Below are 17082 nucleotides of genomic sequence, written 5' to 3'. Positions count from 1 at the left end.
CGGACAAGGACGTCCGCGCTCCAATCCCGGAGTTTTATTTTAAATCCACTATAAAATAAAAACACTGCAAGTTTTTGCTGCAGTGTTTTGTTTATTTAATCAAAAACTTTTTATTGGTTTGCTTTGATAAGGGCTTCTAATTGAGCTTTGGGAGCGTAGCCGCTTTGGACTTTGCCGTTGGGGAGCACAATAGTCGGTGTGCCGCTGAAGCCCAATTGCTCGCCGAGGGCGGTGGTTTCGGCAATCGGATTGTCGCACTCGGCCACTTTCGGCGGCATTTCGCCTTTGCGCATCCAATTCGTCCAAGCGGCGGTACGGTCGGGTTGACACCACAGTTGTACGGTACGGGCATGCGCGTTGGGATGCAGGCTGGCAATGGGCATCATGATACTGTAAATCGTGATGTCGTTCATTTTGGCAAACTCACTTTCCAAACGTTTGCAGAACGGGCAATCGGCATCGGAGAATACGGCTACTTTCAGTTTGCCGTTGCCGCGCACTTCTTTAATCGCCTTATCGAGAGGCAGTTTGCTAAAGTCTACTTTGTTTAGCTCCGCGGATTTTTCTTCGGTAAGACTCTTACGGGTGTTGACGTCAATCAAGTCACCTACCAGCATATAATCGGCGGTGGCATTGGTATAAATTACTTGATTGCCGGAAACCACCACTTCGTAAAGGCCGGCTACCGGAGTGGTATTGACCGAAAGCACGCTAAATTGTTGTTGGCCTTGGCCGTATACGCTTTGTAGTTTATCGCTAATGACTTTTTGTACATCCTTACCGGCGGCTTGTGTTTTGGTGGCTGTTTGACTGCCGGATGTCGCAGACGGTTTATCGGAGTGGTTTTGTACTGGCGTTTGACCGCAGGCCACCAGCGGAAGTAGGGCGAAGGGTAGTAAGAAATTGAGAAGTTTCGCTTTCATGCGTTGCAGACTTTTCCGGATAAAATAATAAAGCGCTTATTATGGCTCAAAGCGGGCTGTGTAACCAAGTGCATTTAATTGATTTAGCAAAATGGCAGAGCAAGTTGTTGGCTAAATTGCAGACAGCCTGTTTAGTATAGACTGTGGCGGTTAACCGACAGGGTTTGGGCAATATCACTTGCCAGCCGTGGGCAGTCTTCAGGATTCAGGTTGCTGATGGTGATACGGATAGCGGCTTGTTTGCCTAGATTGAAGGGAGTTCCGCTTTGTACGGCCCAGCCTTTTGCAGCCATAAATTGAATGGCTTGTGCTTCGCTGGGGACAGGCAGCCAGATGTGCGGCCCTTCGCCGGTACTGCCGGGCACTTGAATACCGTGTTGTTTCAGACAGGCAATTAAAAGTGCGCGCTTTTCATGATAGCTTTGTGCAATTGCCTCAAGACCGTTGGGGCTGAGCTCTTGCCATAGCTTCAAAGTAATGTGTTGCAACAATTTGCTGATCCAGCGGGGGCCCAGTGAGAAACGTTTTTTCATGGACTGTAGAATAGGGCCGTTGCTTGCGGCAATCGCAATTCTGGCATCGGTACCGAGAAATTTGCTGGTGGAAGTGCTGTAGAGCCATTCGTTGGCAAAACCGTCCATACCATGAAAAGGGTGGTGGCTGAGTGCTGCCCAGTGGTCATCAATAATGAGAAGGGCATTGTGCTTGCTTAGCAGTTGCTGCCATTTGTACCATCGGTTGCGGCTGTAACACACGCCGGTGGGGCTGTGGGCGCGGGCAGTAAGTATCACGGCCGATACGCTGTCAAAATCCAGTTTGGCCGGAATAACGGCGCCTTCGTCGTCCATTTCGGCGGGTACCGCTTCCAAGCGCAGTTGGTTGAGCAGGGTGAGCAGTGGAAACCAGCAGGGGCTTTCAACCACAACTTTGCTGCCCGGGCGGCAACGCTGCATCAATGCGCGCTCGATGATGTCAAGGCTGCTGGAAAGCAGCATGGCATCGGCATGAATACCGTTTTGTTGCAGCCAGTTTTGAATAAAGACCATTAATTCGGGGTCGTCGCCATAGCTGCCTACATCGGTGGAGAGTTGATAGCCATCCAGCAAGTCAGAAGACAGTTCGGGTAACAGCCTGCGGTCTATATTGCCGGAAGCCAGATCGGTTAAGCCCGGCGGAATGGCGGTTTCGCTGTGCAATACTGGTGTTTGCTCGCAAACAAAGCTGCCGCGGCGGCCATCGGTTTCGATGATGGCGGCGTCCCGCAATTGTTTGTAAGCCGAGGAAACGGTATTGGGGTTTACCCTTAATTGGTCGGCCAATACGCGTACTGTAGGCAGACGATAGCCGGGAGGCCAGATTTGATCACGTATCAGTTGTTCGATTGCGCGGGCGATATTGACAGCAGTGGGGTCTTTGATGTTTAATTGTGTCATACAAAATTATCCTTGTATTAATACAATTAATATAATGGATTTTACCCGGCTTGACAAGCTTTTGTTGGCTTCTCTATGCCTGATTAATACGAAATCTTGTTATTTACGTTTCAGACAGGCATTGCACTGCTTTGGCGCAAGAGCGGGGTAGAGCAGTATAATTAAAGTAAGCACTGTAAATAAAAACAGGTTGTGCCTTACTGAAATGTAAGTGATTCAGCCAAATTGAAGGAACCCATTATGTCCACGCAGCAGCAACAAAAGTCGCCGCAGCCTAAAGAACAAGTCGTCCAACTTTATCAGGGTGCCAAACGCATTCAGCCAAAAATGGCGAAAGGACGTTTTGCCAATTTGCGGATTTTGGTTATTTTGGCGACCCAATTTGTGTTTTATGTGATTCCTTGGTTTAACTGGAGCGGTCGTCAGGCGGTGTTGTTTGATATTCCCGCTCGCCGTTTTTACCTGTTCGGCATTACGCTGGTGCCGGGGGATTTGATTTATTTGACCGGTTTGTTGCTGGTTTCCGCTTTCGGTTTGTTTTGGTGGACGACCATAGCGGGGCGGTTATGGTGCGGTTATGCTTGCCCACAAACGGTTTATACCGAAATCATGCTGTGGATAGACCGTTTGGTGGAAGGTGAGCGCAACCAACGTTTGAAGCTGGATAAAGAGCTGTGGAATCTGCGCAAAATACGCATCAAACTTACTAAATACCTGCTGATTTTCGCCGTTTGCGCGTGGACTGGCATCACTTTTGCCGGCTGGTTTACGCCTATCCGTCAGTTTGTACCGGATATTTTCCAGTTTAATGCCAGTGGCGGTGCGTTATTTGCCGCTGCGTTTTACGGCGTAATGACTTGGTTATTCGCACATATCATGCGGGAGCAGGTGTGTAAATATATGTGTCCGTATGCCCGCTTCCAGAGCGCCATGTTTGACCAAGATACCCTGATTATTTCCTATGATGCCGAACGTGGAGAGCCGCGCGGCGCACGTAAGAAAAGCTTGACTGAAGCTCAGTTGGCGGAAATGGGCGATTGCATCAATTGTACCCAATGCGTACAGGTTTGCCCGGTTGGTATCGATATCCGCGATGGTTTGCAATACGAATGTATCGGTTGTGCAGCCTGTATCGATGCTTGTGACGAAATCATGGATAAAATGAATTATCCGCGCGGTTTGATCCGCTACACTACTGAAGCCGTGCTGGAACACAAATATACGGATAAGGATTTTGTAAAACGACTCAAACGTCCGCGTGTATTGGGTTACGGCGTGGTCTTGGTGCTCGCGGTTATCGGTTTGCTGTTTGGTTTGGCAACACGAGAGACCTTGAAAGTGGACGTGATTAAAGACCGTGGCGTGATGGTGCGTGAAAATAAACAAGGCTGGTTGGAAAATGCGTATAATTTGCGGATTGTTAATGCCAGCGAGCAGGAACAAGTGGTAGAAGTGAAAGTTTCCGGCTTCGATGAAATCGCTTTGGGCGGCGTGCCGGAGGGAGGCTTTAAAGCACCCGGAGGTCAAACCATTACAGTGCCGGTGCAGGTGTCGACTATTCCCGAATATGCGGATAAAGGCAGCCATCCGATTAAGTTTGAATTTACCTACCATAACCCCAGCGAGCAGGAAAAAACGCGGCATACCATTGTTGAGGATGCTTCGTTTATCGGAGAATAATTTTGGTTGAAAAAATACAATCGTCAAAAGTTTGGTATAAGGAGCCGTGGCCGTGGATTCTCATGGCGGGTCCGATAATCGTGGTGTTTGCCTCCATCGCAACTTATGTGATTGCGCAACGTACCAATTCTGATTTGGTAACTGATGATTATTATAAAGAAGGTAAATACATTAGCATACAGCTTGAGCGTGATAATGAAGCAAAAAAACGCAACATACACGCCCAGCTGTTGATCAGCCCCGAGTTTGATGCAGCTAAAATCTTTTTGACCGGAGACTTCGACCGTCAACAACCAATAGATTTGTTACTGATACACCCGGCGAGTAAATCGCTCGACCAGAAAGTACGGCTGCAAATGACGCCGGGCACCTCGGGTGACAAAGCCGAATATACAGCTGTTTTCAAACCGCTGCCACGCACTCAGCACTGGTATGTGCAACTGGAAGATGCTGCGGGTGTTTGGCGGGTGGAGGATAAGTGGATAGTCAGCCAAGGTAACGCTCTGAAGCTTGATCCGATGAGTAAATTGAAGGCAAAAGAGGCGAGCGCCGCTTCAGCACTTTAATTAAAAAACACATCCGGTTGGTTAACCGGATGTGTTTTTTATCGTATCGTTAACCGCCTACCGCTCAGAGTTGTATGTATAGTGGATTTAAAATAAAACTCCGAGATTGGAGCGCGAACGTCCCCGTCCGCAAAATATCCAGAATCATACATAAAAAGCGGACGAAAACGTCCGCGCTATACCGGACATTTTATTTTAATTCACTATAGAATCAATCAAGCGACATATGACTGATACGCGATTGTAACGAAAAGGCGATTTTAACCGCCGTGCAGACCTTTATTGGTGTTCAGACAGGCATCTGCATGATAACATTATGACCCCGCGCAATTATGCTTAATCCGATTTATGGGAACCGCTACAATGGATGATTTAATTAAAGAAGCCGCACTTCATTTTCACGAATATCCGACCCCCGGCAAAATTCAGGTCGCACCGACCAAGCCGATGGCTAACCAATACGACTTGTCCCTGGCTTATTCGCCCGGCGTAGCCGCACCGTGTATGGAGATTTATGCCGACCCGCTGGCTTCGTATAAATATACTTCGCGCGGTAATCTGGTCGGCGTGGTTTCCAATGGTACCGCCGTTTTGGGTTTGGGTAATATCGGTCCTCTGGCCAGTAAACCCGTTATGGAAGGTAAGGGCGTACTATTTAAAAAATTCGCTGGCATCGACGTATTCGACATCGAAGTCAATGAAACCGACCCCGATAAGCTGGTTGACATTATCGCTTCGTTGGAGCCGACCTTTGGCGGCATCAATCTGGAAGACATTAAAGCGCCGGAATGTTTCTATATTGAGAAAAAACTGCGCGAGCGCTGCAATATTCCGGTATTTCATGATGACCAACACGGTACCGCGATTATCACTGCCGCTGCGGTACTGAACGCCTTGCGCGTAACCGGAAAAAATATTGAAGAAGTGACACTGGTGTGCTCGGGCGCCGGTGCCGCCGCCATCGCTTGCCTTGATTTGCTGGTAGCGTTGGGCATGAAGCGCGAAAATATTACGGTTTGCGACTCCAAAGGCGTGATTTACCAAACCCGTCAAGACCGCGACCGTATGGACGAGAGCAAAGTCCGTTATGCGATTGAGGACAATGGCCAGCGCGTATTGGGCGATGCGGTTCCCGGCAAAGACATTTTCCTTGGCTTATCCAGCGCCAATGTGTTGTCTACCGATATGCTCAAAGCCATGAACGACAAACCGATTGTGTTTGCGTTGGCCAATCCCCAGCCGGAAATTTGGCCGCCGGAAGCCAAAGCGGCCCGCCCTGATGTGATTATCGGCACCGGTCGTACTGATTTCCCGAACCAAGTAAATAATGTACTGTGCTTCCCGTTTATTTTCCGCGGCGCCTTGGATGTAGGTGCGACCACCATCAACGAGGAAATGAAACTCGCCTGCGTGCGTGCGATTGCCGATTTGGCGCTGGCAGAATCCAGTTCGGAAGTGGCTGATGCTTATGGTGATGCCGATCTGACTTTCGGCCCGGAATACCTGATTCCCAAACCTTTCGACCCGCGTTTGATCGCCAAAATTGCACCGGCGGTCGCGCAAGCGGCGATGGATTCCGGCGTGGCAACCCGGCCGATTCAGAACATTGAAGATTATGTTGAGAAACTGAACGAATTTGTTTATAAAACCAGCCTGTTTATGCGTCCGGTATTTATTCAGGCACGTAAGGATATCAAGCGTATCGTGCTCACCGAAGGTGAAGACGAGCGTATTTTGCATGCCGCCCAACAAGTTTCTTCGCAAAAACTGGCGTTCCCGATTCTGATCGGCAATCAAGAAGAAATCGAAGCGCGCTTGCAGGCGCAGGGCTTGACTATTCAGGCAGGAAAAGACTTCGAAGTGGTGGATTTGCAAACGAATCCTTATTTTGAAGAAAGCTGGAAAGAATACTATAACTTGCGCAAACGCAAAGGGGTAACCGAAGAGATGGCTCGCCGTCGCGTACGTGCAAACAGCACCTTGGTGGGCGCCCTGATGGTGTCGCTGGGTCATGCCGATGGTTTGGTGTGTGGTACCATGGGCCGTTTCCATGACCACTTCGCGATTATGGAAGAGGTGATCGGTTATAACAATCCGCAAAAAGATGCTTGTGCGATGAATGCGCTGATTTCCAATAAAGGTAATTTCTTTATTGCCGATACCTATATCAACCAAAACCCGACGGCCGAACAGATGGCGCAAAGCACCTTGTTGTGTGCGCATGAAATCAAGCGCTTCGGTATCAAACCCAAAGTGGCGCTGGTGTCGCACTCCAACTACGGTTCCGATGTCAATGCCGATACCTTGAAAATCCAGCGTGCGCTGGAACTTATCCGCGAGCGTGATCCCGAGCTGGAAATCGATGGTGAGATTCAGGCGGATGTGGCGTTGGACGAAGAGATGCGTAAGAGCCTCTTTCCGGAAACCACGCTCAGCGGTGCGGCCAACCTGCTGATGATGCCCAATGTAGAAGCGGCCAATATCAGCTACAATCTGTTGCGCGTGAATGCGACCAACGGTATTACCGTCGGCCCGATTCTGATGGGTTTGAACAAATCGGTACACATCGTTACGCCGATTTCTACCGTGCGCCGTATCGTGAATGTGATTGCGTTGGCGGCAGTTGACGCACAACGTCAATAAAACTTAGTAGCTCATGTTGCCTGTCTGAAAATAAACTGTGCCGTTTTTCGCAGTAGAATATTTTCAGACAGGCATTATCGTTTTATTCACCACACTAAGAAGGAAGTTTTTATGTCTTGCCCGATTTGTTTGGCAATTGGTGAAGAAGTATTGCTGGAAACGCCACAGCTACGGGTTATTGTTGTACGCGACGACCCTAACGCTCCGGCGTTCTGTCGTGTGATTTGGCAGAAGCATGTGGCCGAAATGACCGATTTGCTGCTTGACGAGCGTAACGAGTTGATGCAAACCGTATACAAAGTAGAGCAGGCAATGCGCGAGGTGCTGAAGCCCGCAAAAATCAATCTGGCCAGCCTAGGCAATATGGTGCCGCACTTGCATTGGCATGTGATTGCCCGCTTCGAAAACGATGCCTGCTTTCCCGCACCGGTTTGGGCACCGGCCCAGCGGAAGGCCAAGTTGGATTTGCCTGAAAACTGGGCGGATCAAGTGCGGAAGATTTTAACGGGCAGTATTTGAAAGCAGGTTGAATCTCAAAATACTCAAGATATTTGTTTTTTCCATCCATACTTCGGAACAGGTATCAGATGAAAGGATAGTTATGAATTGGGATAATTCCCGAAGGAATTTTTTACGTGCCGGTGCCGCGGTTGCCGGTGCCGGTTTGTTGCAGGCTTGTAGCAGCCAGGGTAACAAGCCGCCGAGTGCAAAATCTACCGCCGGTGCCAAGCCGGTATTGCCGAAAAAACCTCAAGTTCAACGTTCAGGAAATAATGTGTTACGAGTTGTCGCACCTTCCGGTTTCGCTTCCGACCGCATGCGGATAGAAACCGGTTTGACCCGTCTTTATAACGCCGGTTTTACGGTGACCAATCAGGATGCGGCTTATCGCCGTTACCAACGGTTTGCCGGCAGCGACAGCCAGCGCTTGGCTGATTTTCAGGATGTGGCCAGCGGCCGAGTGCCTACGCCGAAAGTTCTGATGGGTTTGCGCGGCGGTTATGGGGCGGTGCGGCTGTTGCCGGATATTGATTTGGCCAGCCTCGGTGCGCGTATGCGCGAGCACGGTACCTTGTTTTTTGGTTTTAGCGACGTATGCGCGGTGCAACTGGGTATTTTGGCCAAATCGGGTATGTGCAGTTTTGCCGGGCCTATGGTTTACAACGAATTCGGTAAATATACGCCCAGCGTCTATACCATGGAGTCGTTTATCAATGGCTCGACCAATCAGATGAATACCATTACCGTTTCTTCCATCCAACGGCGTAACAGTAATCTGGAAGGCACGTTGTGGGGTGGCAATCTGAGTGTGCTCGCTTCGTTGGCCGGCAGTCCGTATATGCCTGATATCAAAGACGGCATTCTGTTTTTGGAAGATGTGGGCGAGCAGCCTTACCGCATCGAGCGTATGCTGCAAACGCTGTTGATTTCCGGTGTGTTGCAAAAGCAGCAGGCCATCGTGCTCGGTGATTTCCGCATGGGCGGTATACGCGATGTTTATGACAGCAGTTATGATTTCAGCTATGTTATCAACCAAATCCAACGTTTGGCCAAAGTACAGGTATTGACCGGTTTTCCGTTCGGCCACATCACCCATAAAGCCACTTTCCCATTGGGCGCACATGCGGTTATCCGTGGAACCAACGACGGCGGTTATTCGGTAAGCTTCAGCGGTTATCCGACCTTGGACAAAACCACGCTGGCGCTGGATACTTTATTGCCACCGCCGATGCCGTATGTTGAGATCGGAACGGTAAACGTTACGCCGACTGCGGAAGACGGCAGCGATTTGGAGTAATTACCCGTTTTGCACAAAGGTATTTAATGCCTGTCTGAAAATTTTTCAGACAGGCATTTCGTATTTTTATAGCGAATTAACCGAATAGGAAGTTGAGAGCTTTGCAGAAAGAAATGGTCTGAGAACCTTGCAAGATTCTTTCCGATACTTGAAAACACTTGCGTCATGCTCGGGCTTGACCCGAGCATCTTTTTATTCTATAGCAGATTAACTTAACTTTCGCTACGGCGTTGCTGCGCCTTGTCGTACTACTTGTACGGTCTGCGGCTTGCTGCCTTGTAATCGAAGTAATTTAAGTCACTATATCTTTTGAAATGCGTTGGTATGTGGCTGCAAATAAAAATGCCTGTCTGAATTTTTCAGACAGGCATTTTATCCGTTGACAGAAGTAGGGTATTACACCACCGCTTCTTCTTTTTTCTTTTGCTGTTTGGCAAGATTGTCACGGTTCAAGCCGAACATCAGCAGCAGGGGGCTTGCGACCAATACCGAAGAATAAATACCGAACACGATACCGATGGTCAGCGCCATTGCAAAGCCGTGCAAGGCGGCGCCGCCGAAGATCAGCATGGAGATTACCATCGCCTCGGTCGAACCGTGGGTAATAATGGTACGGCTCATGGTGGCGGTAATCGCATTATCGATGATTTGCGGCACGGTTTTGTTGCGCATGGCACCTTTGCGGAAGTTTTCGCGGATACGGTCGAACACCACCACCGATTCGTTTACCGAATAACCCAATACCGCCAAAATACCGGCCAGTACGGTCAGCGAAAATTCCCACTGGAACAGGGCAAAGCAGCCGAGAATAATCACCACGTCGTGCATATTGGCGATAATCGCGGAAACCGCAAAGCGCCACTCGAAGCGCACCGACAAGTAAATCACAATGCCGATAACCACCATCCCCAGCGCCATCAGGCCGTTATGTACCAGCTCCTCGCCCACTTGCGGGCCGATAAATTCGACTTGGCGCAAGCTCACCTGCGGATCATCTTTTTTCAGAATCTCCATCACCTGGTTGGAGAGTTGGGCGGAGGATACGCCTTCTTTATTGGGCAAGCGGATCATAATATGTTGGGTAGAACCCAAGGCCTGCACTTGGATTTCGCCTAAACGCAGGGTGTCGATATCGCTGCGCACTTTGTTGATGTCGGCAGATTTCGAATACTGTACTTCCATCACGGTACCGCCGGTGAATTCTACCGAGTAATTCAGGCCTTTGGTTACCAGAAAGAAAACTGCCAATACAAAGGTGAACAGCGAGATGAAAGTGGTGAGCTTGCCATAGCTCATAAACGGAATGTCGCGTTTGATGCGGAATAATTCCATGGTTTACTCCTTTTCCGCCGCAGATTGGGGTTTCCAAACCGCGCCGATGGAAATTTTGTCTAGCTTGCGGCGGTTGCCGTACCACAAGTTGGCAAAGGTACGGGAAACGACTACCGAAGAATACATTGAAGTCAGAATCCCCAAGCAATGCACCACGGCAAAACCGCGTACCGGGCCGGAGCCGAAAATCAACAGGGCGATACCGGCTATCAGCGAGGTGATGTTGGAATCGACGATGGTGTTCCAAGCATGGCGGTAGCCTTCGTTGATGGCTGTTTGCGGCCGTGCGCCGGCGCGTAATTCTTCCCGGATGCGTTCGTTGATCAATACGTTGGAGTCAATCGCCATACCCAGTGTTAAAGCAATCGCCGCAATGCCGGGCAAGGTGAGGGTGGCTTGCAGCGCCGACAGGATGGCAATCAGAAACAGCAGGTTGGCGCTCAGGGCGATTACTGAGAACACACCGAACAGGCGGTAATAGATAATCATGAATACGGCGACGGCGGCAAAACCCCACAAGGTAGAGTGGAAGCCTTTTTGAATGTTTTCGGCGCCCAGCGACGGGCCGATGGTACGCTCTTCCACAATCTGCATCGGTGCGGCCAGCGAACCGGCGCGCAACAGCAGCGAGGTATCGTTGGCTTCGGCGGCGGTCATGCTGCCGGAAATCTGCACGCGACCGCCGGTAATGACGCTGCGGATAACCGGTGCGGTTACTACTTCGGCTTTGCCTTGATCGATCAATACCATGGCCATGCGCTTGCCGACGTTTTGCCGGGTCAAATCAGCGAAGATATTACCGCCGGTGCTATCCAGATTGATGCTGACTGCGGGCTGGTTTTGCTCGTCAAAGCTCGGCTGGGCGTCGTTGATGTTGTCGCCGGTAAGCTCCACTTGTTTGCTGACTAAGTTGGGCTGCGGCGATTCGCCGGCGGTGTAAAGCAAATCGTAACCGCTCGGCACGTTGCCGGCGATCGCCTGCTGCATGAGATTGGGATCGTCATTCACCATCCGTACTTCCAAGGTGGCGGTACGGCCAATGATGTCTTTCGCTTTGGCGGTATCCTGCACGCCCGGCAATTGCACCACGATGCGGTCGGCGCCGGCTTGCTGGATTACCGGTTCGGCTACGCCCAACTCATTGACGCGGTTATGCAGGGTGGTGATGTTTTGCTTCACCGCATCGGAGCGGATTTTATTTACCATATCATTCGATAGGGTAAGGATCAGGCGGCTGCCGTCGCTGGTAAGGGTAGTTTCAGGCAGCAGTTTTTGCAATTCGGGCAGGGCTTTGTTCAGAGCAGTTTCGTCTTGAAAAGGCACGCTCAGGCTGTTATCGTTTTGCACGATATCGCCGATGCGCACTTGCTGGCGGCGCAGTTCTCGGCGGATGTCGCCGGCATAGCGCTCAAAAGTTTTCTGCATGGCGGCTTTCATGTCCACCTGCATGGTAAAGTGCACGCCGCCGCGCAAATCCAAGCCGAGAAACATCGGATTGGCGCGGATTTTGGTCATCCATTCCGGGCTGTTGGGAACCAGGTTGAGCGCAGTAATGTAACCGTCGCCCAGATTTTGCTCGATGATATCGCGTGCTTTAATCTGTGTTTCGGTATTACTGAAGCGGATTCTCAGCGAGTTGTCGGCGAGGATGGCACCGTCGTTTTGAATGCCAGCTTGTTGCAGCGCGGCGAGCAAACGGGTTTCGGTTTCGTTATTAATACTGATAGACTGGCGGTTGGTCGAAATCTGTACCGCCGGGGTTTCGCCGAAGAAGTTGGGCAGGGTATAGAGCAGGCCCAGCAAAATGGAGGCGAATACCATCAGGTATTTCCAGAGTGGATATCGGTTCATTTTAAACCTTTACGGTAAAACGGAAGAAGCCGCATCGGCGCGGCCGCAGGTGCGCGCGCGGTGCGGCCATCGTATACGGGAGGATTAAGCATCCAGCTTTTGCGATACGGCGTTACGCTCAACCTGTACGTCGACATTGCGCGCGATTTCTACGCTGAAAAAACGCTCTTCGATTTTGGTGATTTTGCCGACAAAGCCGGAGGCCAGCAGCACGCGGTCGCCGACTTTCAAAGAAGCCAACATCGCTTGGTGGGCTTTCATTTTTTTCTGTTGTGGGCGGATCATCAGAAAATAGAAAGCAAACATAATCAAAACCAGCGGGCCGAATTGTACCAACAGGCTGGGTTGGGCGGCGGCGTCGGCGGCGTAAGCGAAGTCAATCATGTGCAATCCTTATTTTGAAATTTATCGGGTGTAAGAGAGTTTGCGGTTTGGATAACCGTGCAAAATACGTTATTCTACAAGGTAGGGGCGGTTTTTTCCAATAAGTTTCCGTATTTATTATCTGTATTTTAACGTCTTTAACCTATTCATTCATGTTCAGACAGGCATTTCATTGGTCGGCGCCGTGGCTGCGCCTGCAACGCTTATTGGGCAGGCAGCCTGCTACGGCGTGGTTTAGTCATCCTGAATTTCTGCGTCACGAGCCGGGTTCGGAGCATCCGGATTCGCCCGGCCGTATCCGCGCAATTGAGGGCGAGTTGCGCAGGCAGAAAATTTGGCCGCAACTGCAAGCACGGGTGGCGGGCGAGGTGGCCGATACGCAGCTGGCTTTGGTGCATACGCGTAATTATTTGAGAATGTTGGAGAATCACCAGCCTGCTGAAGGTAAAATCTATCGCTTGGACGATGATACGGTGATGAGCCATTCTTCTTTGCACGCCGCCAGATTAGCTTCGGGGGCGGTAATCGGCGCGGTGGACGAAGTGATGAACGGCCGTGCTTGGAATGCGTTTTGTGCGGTACGCCCGCCCGGCCATCATGCCGAGAGCGGCCGAGCCGCTGGTTTTTGCCTGATTAATCATGTGGCGGTGGGTGCGATGTATGCGGTAGCCGAATACCGTTTGCAAAGGGTTGCGCTGATTGATTTCGATGTCCACCGTGGCAACGGGGCGGAAGAAATTTTTAAAGACGACCCGCGTATGCTGTTGTTGGGTATCAGCCAGAATTCGCTGTTTCCTTATCGGCAGCAGATGGTGACGGGCAGCAATCCCAACCGGGTGGCGCTGGATTTGCCTGCCGGAGCCGGCAGCCGGGTTTTTCGCGAACTGGTGCGCAGCAACTGGCTGCCGCGATTGGTGAGCTTCAAACCTCAATTGGTGCTGATATCGGCGGGTTTCGATGCGCACCGGCGCGAACCTCTATCGGATACCGAGTTGCACGAGGCCGATTTCGCTTGGCTAACCCACAAAATCATGCAGGCGGCAGCTTCGTGCAAAGGGCGGGTGGTTTCGGTATTGGAAGGCGGCTATCAGCTCGATGCGTTGGCGAAAAGCGCGGCGGCGCATATTCATGTGCTGGCCGGTTTGGGCAAACCCGAATGTGCGGTGATTTACGACAAAATGTTGAAAATGGAAAATGGCCCGCTGATTCCGGAAAGCCTGCAAAATCTTTCCGGCAGTTTGAAAAACCGGGCGGATGATATCCGGCGTCGCTTTGAGGCTTTGTTGGAAAAACATAAAAAAGAAGACGAACACAAAGATTAAAAGCATTCAGTGGAATGCCTGTCTGAAAAAATATAAATGAGTTTTTCAGACAGGCATTTTTGCTTAATGCTCGGTTATAACGGTTTAAACAGCTTGTTATCAAATTTTTGTTTTCAGTTATCAAGATAAACGCGTTTTAATTCAAGTTATACAATATTTATCTTGCATGACAGGATTTAACTTATTGCTTGATGGCGATTGAGGGTAGAGGCGTATAATTTGTTAGAGCTGTTCGAGCAGCAGCACCTGCTTAAGTGCAGCCATTGCCAGATGGCGAATACTTAACTTTTTAAAGCATTTTGTTTCACAAACAAAAGGAGTCTCATCCATGAAAGCAGCCCGTTTTTACGATAAAGGCGATATCCGCATCGAAGATATTCCCGAGCCGACCGTCGAACCCGGCACGGTAGGCATCAAAGTGGCGTGGTGCGGCATTTGCGGCACCGATTTGCACGAATTTATGGAGGGGCCGATTTTTATCCCGCCTTGCGGTCATCCCCACCCGATTTCCGGCGAATCGGCCCCCGTTACCATGGGCCACGAATTTTCCGGCGTGGTGTATGCCGTGGGCGAGGGTGTGGACGATATCAAGGTAGGCCAGCATGTGGTGGTCGAACCCTATATCGTGGCCGACGATGTGCCCACCGGCCCCGGCAGCAACTATCATTTGTCTAAAAACATGAACTTCATCGGCTTGGGCGGACGCGGCGGCGGCCTGTCTGAAAAAATCGCCGTCAAACGCCGTTGGGTACACCCGATTTCCGACAAAATCCCGCTGGATCAAGCGGCTTTGATCGAACCTTTATCGGTAGGCCACCATGCGTTTGTGCGCAGCGGTGCGAAAGCAGGCGACACCGCGCTGGTAGGCGGCGCAGGCCCCATCGGTTTGCTGTTGGCCGCGATTCTGAAAGCCAAAGGCTTGAAAGTGATCATCACCGAGCTGAGCGCGGCGCGTAAAGACAAAGCCCGCGAATCGGGCGTGGCCGATTATATTCTCGACCCCTCCCAAGTGGATGTGGTGGAAGAAGTGAAAAAACTCACCAACGGCGAAGGCGTGGACGTGGCTTTCGAGTGCTCCAGCGTGAATAAAGTGCTGGATACGCTGGTTGAAGCGTGCAAACCCACCGCAGTGGTGGTGATTGTGTCGATTTGGAGCCACCCGGCCACCGTCAGCGTGCACAGCGTGGTGATGAAAGAGCTGGATATCCGCGGTACGATTGCTTATTGCAACGACCATCAGGAAACCATCAAGCTGGTGGAAGAGGGCAAAATCAATCTTGAGCCGTTCATTACCCAGCGTATTAAGTTGGACGAATTGATTTCCGAAGGCTTCGAGCGTTTGATTCACAACAACGAATCGGCGGTTAAGATTATCGTGAACCCGAATCTGTAAGCCGTTTTGAGCGCGTAGGCCTGTCTGAAAACCTTTTCAGACAGGCATTCTTTATCTGCCGGCGCATTGAAGAAGAAAGCGTTTTTTTGTACAATAACGCACCTTTTCTCACACAGGCAGCCCGTTTCGGGCTGCCTGCATCATTGTTTATACAGGGTTCACATGTCCAATATCCCAGAAGAAGTGCGCCGCCGCCGCACCTTTGCCATTATTTCCCACCCCGATGCGGGTAAAACCACGCTCACCGAAAAGCTGCTGCTGTTTTCGGGTGCGATTCAGAGCGCGGGCACGGTGAAGGGCAAGAAAAGCGGCAAGTTCGCCACTTCCGACTGGATGGAAATCGAGAAGCAGCGCGGCATTTCGGTGGCTTCTTCTGTGATGCAGTTCGACTATCGCGACCACACCGTCAACCTCTTGGACACCCCCGGCCACCAAGACTTTTCGGAAGACACCTACCGCGTGTTAACGGCGGTGGACAGCGCCTTGATGGTGATTGACGCGGCCAAAGGCGTGGAAGCGCAAACGATTAAACTCTTAAACGTTTGCCGCCTGCGCAACACGCCCATCGTTACCTTTATGAACAAATACGACCGCGAAGTGCGCGATTCGCTGGAATTGCTCGACGAAGTGGAGAATATTTTGAAAATCCGCTGCGCGCCGGTTACCTGGCCGATCGGCATGGGCAAAAACTTCAAGGGCGTGTATCACATTCTGAACGATGAAATTTATCTCTTCGAGGCCGGCGGCGAGCGGCTGCCGCACGAGTTCGACATCATCAAGGGCATCGACAATCCGGTTTTGGCCGAACGCTTTCCGCTGGAAATCCAGCAGTTGCGCGACGAAATCGAATTGGTGCAGGCCGCCTCGAACGAGTTTGATTTGGAAGAATTTCTGGCGGGCGGACTCACGCCGGTGTTTTTCGGTTCGGCGATTAACAATTTCGGTATCCAAGAGATTTTGAATTCCCTGATTGACTGGGCGCCGGCGCCGAAAGAGCGCGATGCCACCGTGCGCATGGTGCAGCCGTCTGAAGAAAAGTTCTCGGGTTTTGTGTTTAAAATCCAAGCGAATATGGACCCGAAACACCGCGACCGCATCGCCTTTCTGCGCGTGTGTTCCGGCAAATTCGAGCGCGGCATGAAAATGAAGCACCTGCGCATCAACCGCGAAATCGCCGCTTCCAGCGTGGTCACGTTTATGTCGCACGACCGCGAGCTAGTGGAAGAGGCCTACGCGGGCGACATCATCGGCATTCCTAACCACGGCAATATCCAAATCGGCGACAGTTTTTCGGAAGGCGAGCAGCTCTCGTTTACCGGCATCCCGTTTTTCGCGCCCGAGCTGTTCCGTAGCGTGCGCATTAAAAACCCGCTGAAAATCAAACAGCTGCAAAAAGGTTTGCAGCAGCTTGGCGAAGAGGGCGCGGTGCAGGTGTTCAAACCGCATTCCGGCGGCGATTTGATTTTGGGCGCGGTGGGCGTGTTGCAGTTTGAGGTGGTTACTTCGCGCTTGGCCGCCGAATACGGCGTGGAAGCGGTGTTCGACAACGCTTCGATTTGGTCGGCGCGCTGGGTGTCTTGCGCCGATAAGAAGAAGCTGGCCGAGTTTGAAAAAGCCAATGCGGCCAATTTGTCGGTGGACGCGGGCGGCAATCTGGCCTATCTCGCGCCCAACCGCGTGAACCTGAATTTAACGCAGGAACGCTGGCCGGATATTGTGTTCCACGAAACGCGCGAGCATTCGGTGAATCTGAACGC

The 17082-nt window shown here is 51.1% G+C and carries 13 protein-coding genes; 8 read left to right on the top strand and 5 right to left on the bottom strand.

The features are described 5' to 3' along the window. Window positions 1-110: 110 nt before the first annotated feature. A complete protein-coding gene (locus Q4C79_RS11040) occupies window positions 111-923 on the bottom strand; it encodes a DsbC family protein (RefSeq protein WP_303091075.1) in 813 nt (270 codons plus the stop codon). A 131-nt stretch (window positions 924-1054) separates the two neighbouring features. Beyond that, window positions 1055-2356, bottom strand: a complete 1302-nt coding sequence (locus Q4C79_RS11035; RefSeq protein ID WP_303091074.1) for an aminotransferase class I/II-fold pyridoxal phosphate-dependent enzyme — start codon at window positions 2354-2356, stop codon at window positions 1055-1057. 240 nt (window positions 2357-2596) lie between these two features. Here Q4C79_RS11035 and ccoG point away from each other — a divergent pair, with 240 nt between their 5' ends. From ccoG to Q4C79_RS11010, 5 genes are all read left to right on the top strand, one after another. Further along, window positions 2597-4036, top strand: coding sequence for a cytochrome c oxidase accessory protein CcoG (gene ccoG, locus Q4C79_RS11030; RefSeq protein WP_303091073.1), 1440 nt, complete (start codon window positions 2597-2599; stop codon window positions 4034-4036). Window positions 4037-4038: 2 nt separating this feature from the next. Next, window positions 4039-4602, top strand: coding sequence for a FixH family protein (locus tag Q4C79_RS11025; protein ID WP_303091072.1), 564 nt, complete (start codon window positions 4039-4041; stop codon window positions 4600-4602). A 363-nt stretch (window positions 4603-4965) separates the two neighbouring features. Continuing rightward, window positions 4966-7245 (top strand): NADP-dependent malic enzyme, encoded by a 2280-nt coding sequence (locus Q4C79_RS11020; RefSeq protein ID WP_303091071.1) that lies wholly within the window; start codon window positions 4966-4968, stop codon window positions 7243-7245. A 111-nt stretch (window positions 7246-7356) separates the two neighbouring features. Next, entirely contained in the window at window positions 7357-7764 is a 408-nt protein-coding gene (locus tag Q4C79_RS11015; RefSeq protein ID WP_303091070.1) for an HIT family protein, read from the top strand. A gap of 82 nt (window positions 7765-7846) precedes the next feature. After that, on the top strand, window positions 7847-9043 hold the full coding sequence (locus tag Q4C79_RS11010; RefSeq protein ID WP_303091069.1) for an LD-carboxypeptidase: 1197 nt from the start codon (window positions 7847-7849) through the stop codon (window positions 9041-9043). A 396-nt stretch (window positions 9044-9439) separates the two neighbouring features. On the opposite strand, the gene secF is transcribed toward Q4C79_RS11010, so the two are convergent. From secF to yajC, 3 genes are all read right to left on the bottom strand, one after another. Continuing rightward, a complete protein-coding gene (gene secF, locus Q4C79_RS11005; RefSeq protein WP_303091068.1) occupies window positions 9440-10375 on the bottom strand; it encodes a protein translocase subunit SecF in 936 nt (311 codons plus the stop codon). A 3-nt stretch (window positions 10376-10378) separates the two neighbouring features. After that, window positions 10379-12226, bottom strand: a complete 1848-nt coding sequence (secD, locus tag Q4C79_RS11000) for a protein translocase subunit SecD (protein ID WP_303091067.1) — start codon at window positions 12224-12226, stop codon at window positions 10379-10381. 84 nt (window positions 12227-12310) lie between these two features. Further along, window positions 12311-12610 carry a preprotein translocase subunit YajC gene (gene yajC, locus Q4C79_RS10995; protein ID WP_303091066.1) on the bottom strand — a complete coding sequence of 100 codons (300 nt, stop codon included), beginning with the start codon at window positions 12608-12610 and terminating at the stop codon, window positions 12311-12313. Between the two features lie 152 nt (window positions 12611-12762). Here yajC and Q4C79_RS10990 point away from each other — a divergent pair, with 152 nt between their 5' ends. The 3 genes from Q4C79_RS10990 to Q4C79_RS10980 form a co-directional block, all read left to right on the top strand. Further along, window positions 12763-13932, top strand: a complete 1170-nt coding sequence (locus Q4C79_RS10990) for a histone deacetylase family protein (RefSeq protein WP_303091065.1) — start codon at window positions 12763-12765, stop codon at window positions 13930-13932. Window positions 13933-14260: 328 nt separating this feature from the next. After that, entirely contained in the window at window positions 14261-15325 is a 1065-nt protein-coding gene (locus Q4C79_RS10985) for a 2,3-butanediol dehydrogenase (protein WP_303091064.1), read from the top strand. 162 nt (window positions 15326-15487) lie between these two features. Further along, a partial coding sequence (locus tag Q4C79_RS10980; RefSeq protein ID WP_303091063.1) for a peptide chain release factor 3 occupies window positions 15488-17082 on the top strand: 1595 nt, incomplete at its 3' end.

The sequence above is a fragment of the Neisseria sp. genome (genome assembly GCF_030523955.1).
In the GTDB taxonomy this organism is placed as follows: domain Bacteria; phylum Pseudomonadota; class Gammaproteobacteria; order Burkholderiales; family Neisseriaceae; genus Neisseria.
The sequence above is the reverse complement of the archived record's forward strand: the minus strand, read 5'-3'. Positions and strand labels throughout refer to the sequence as shown.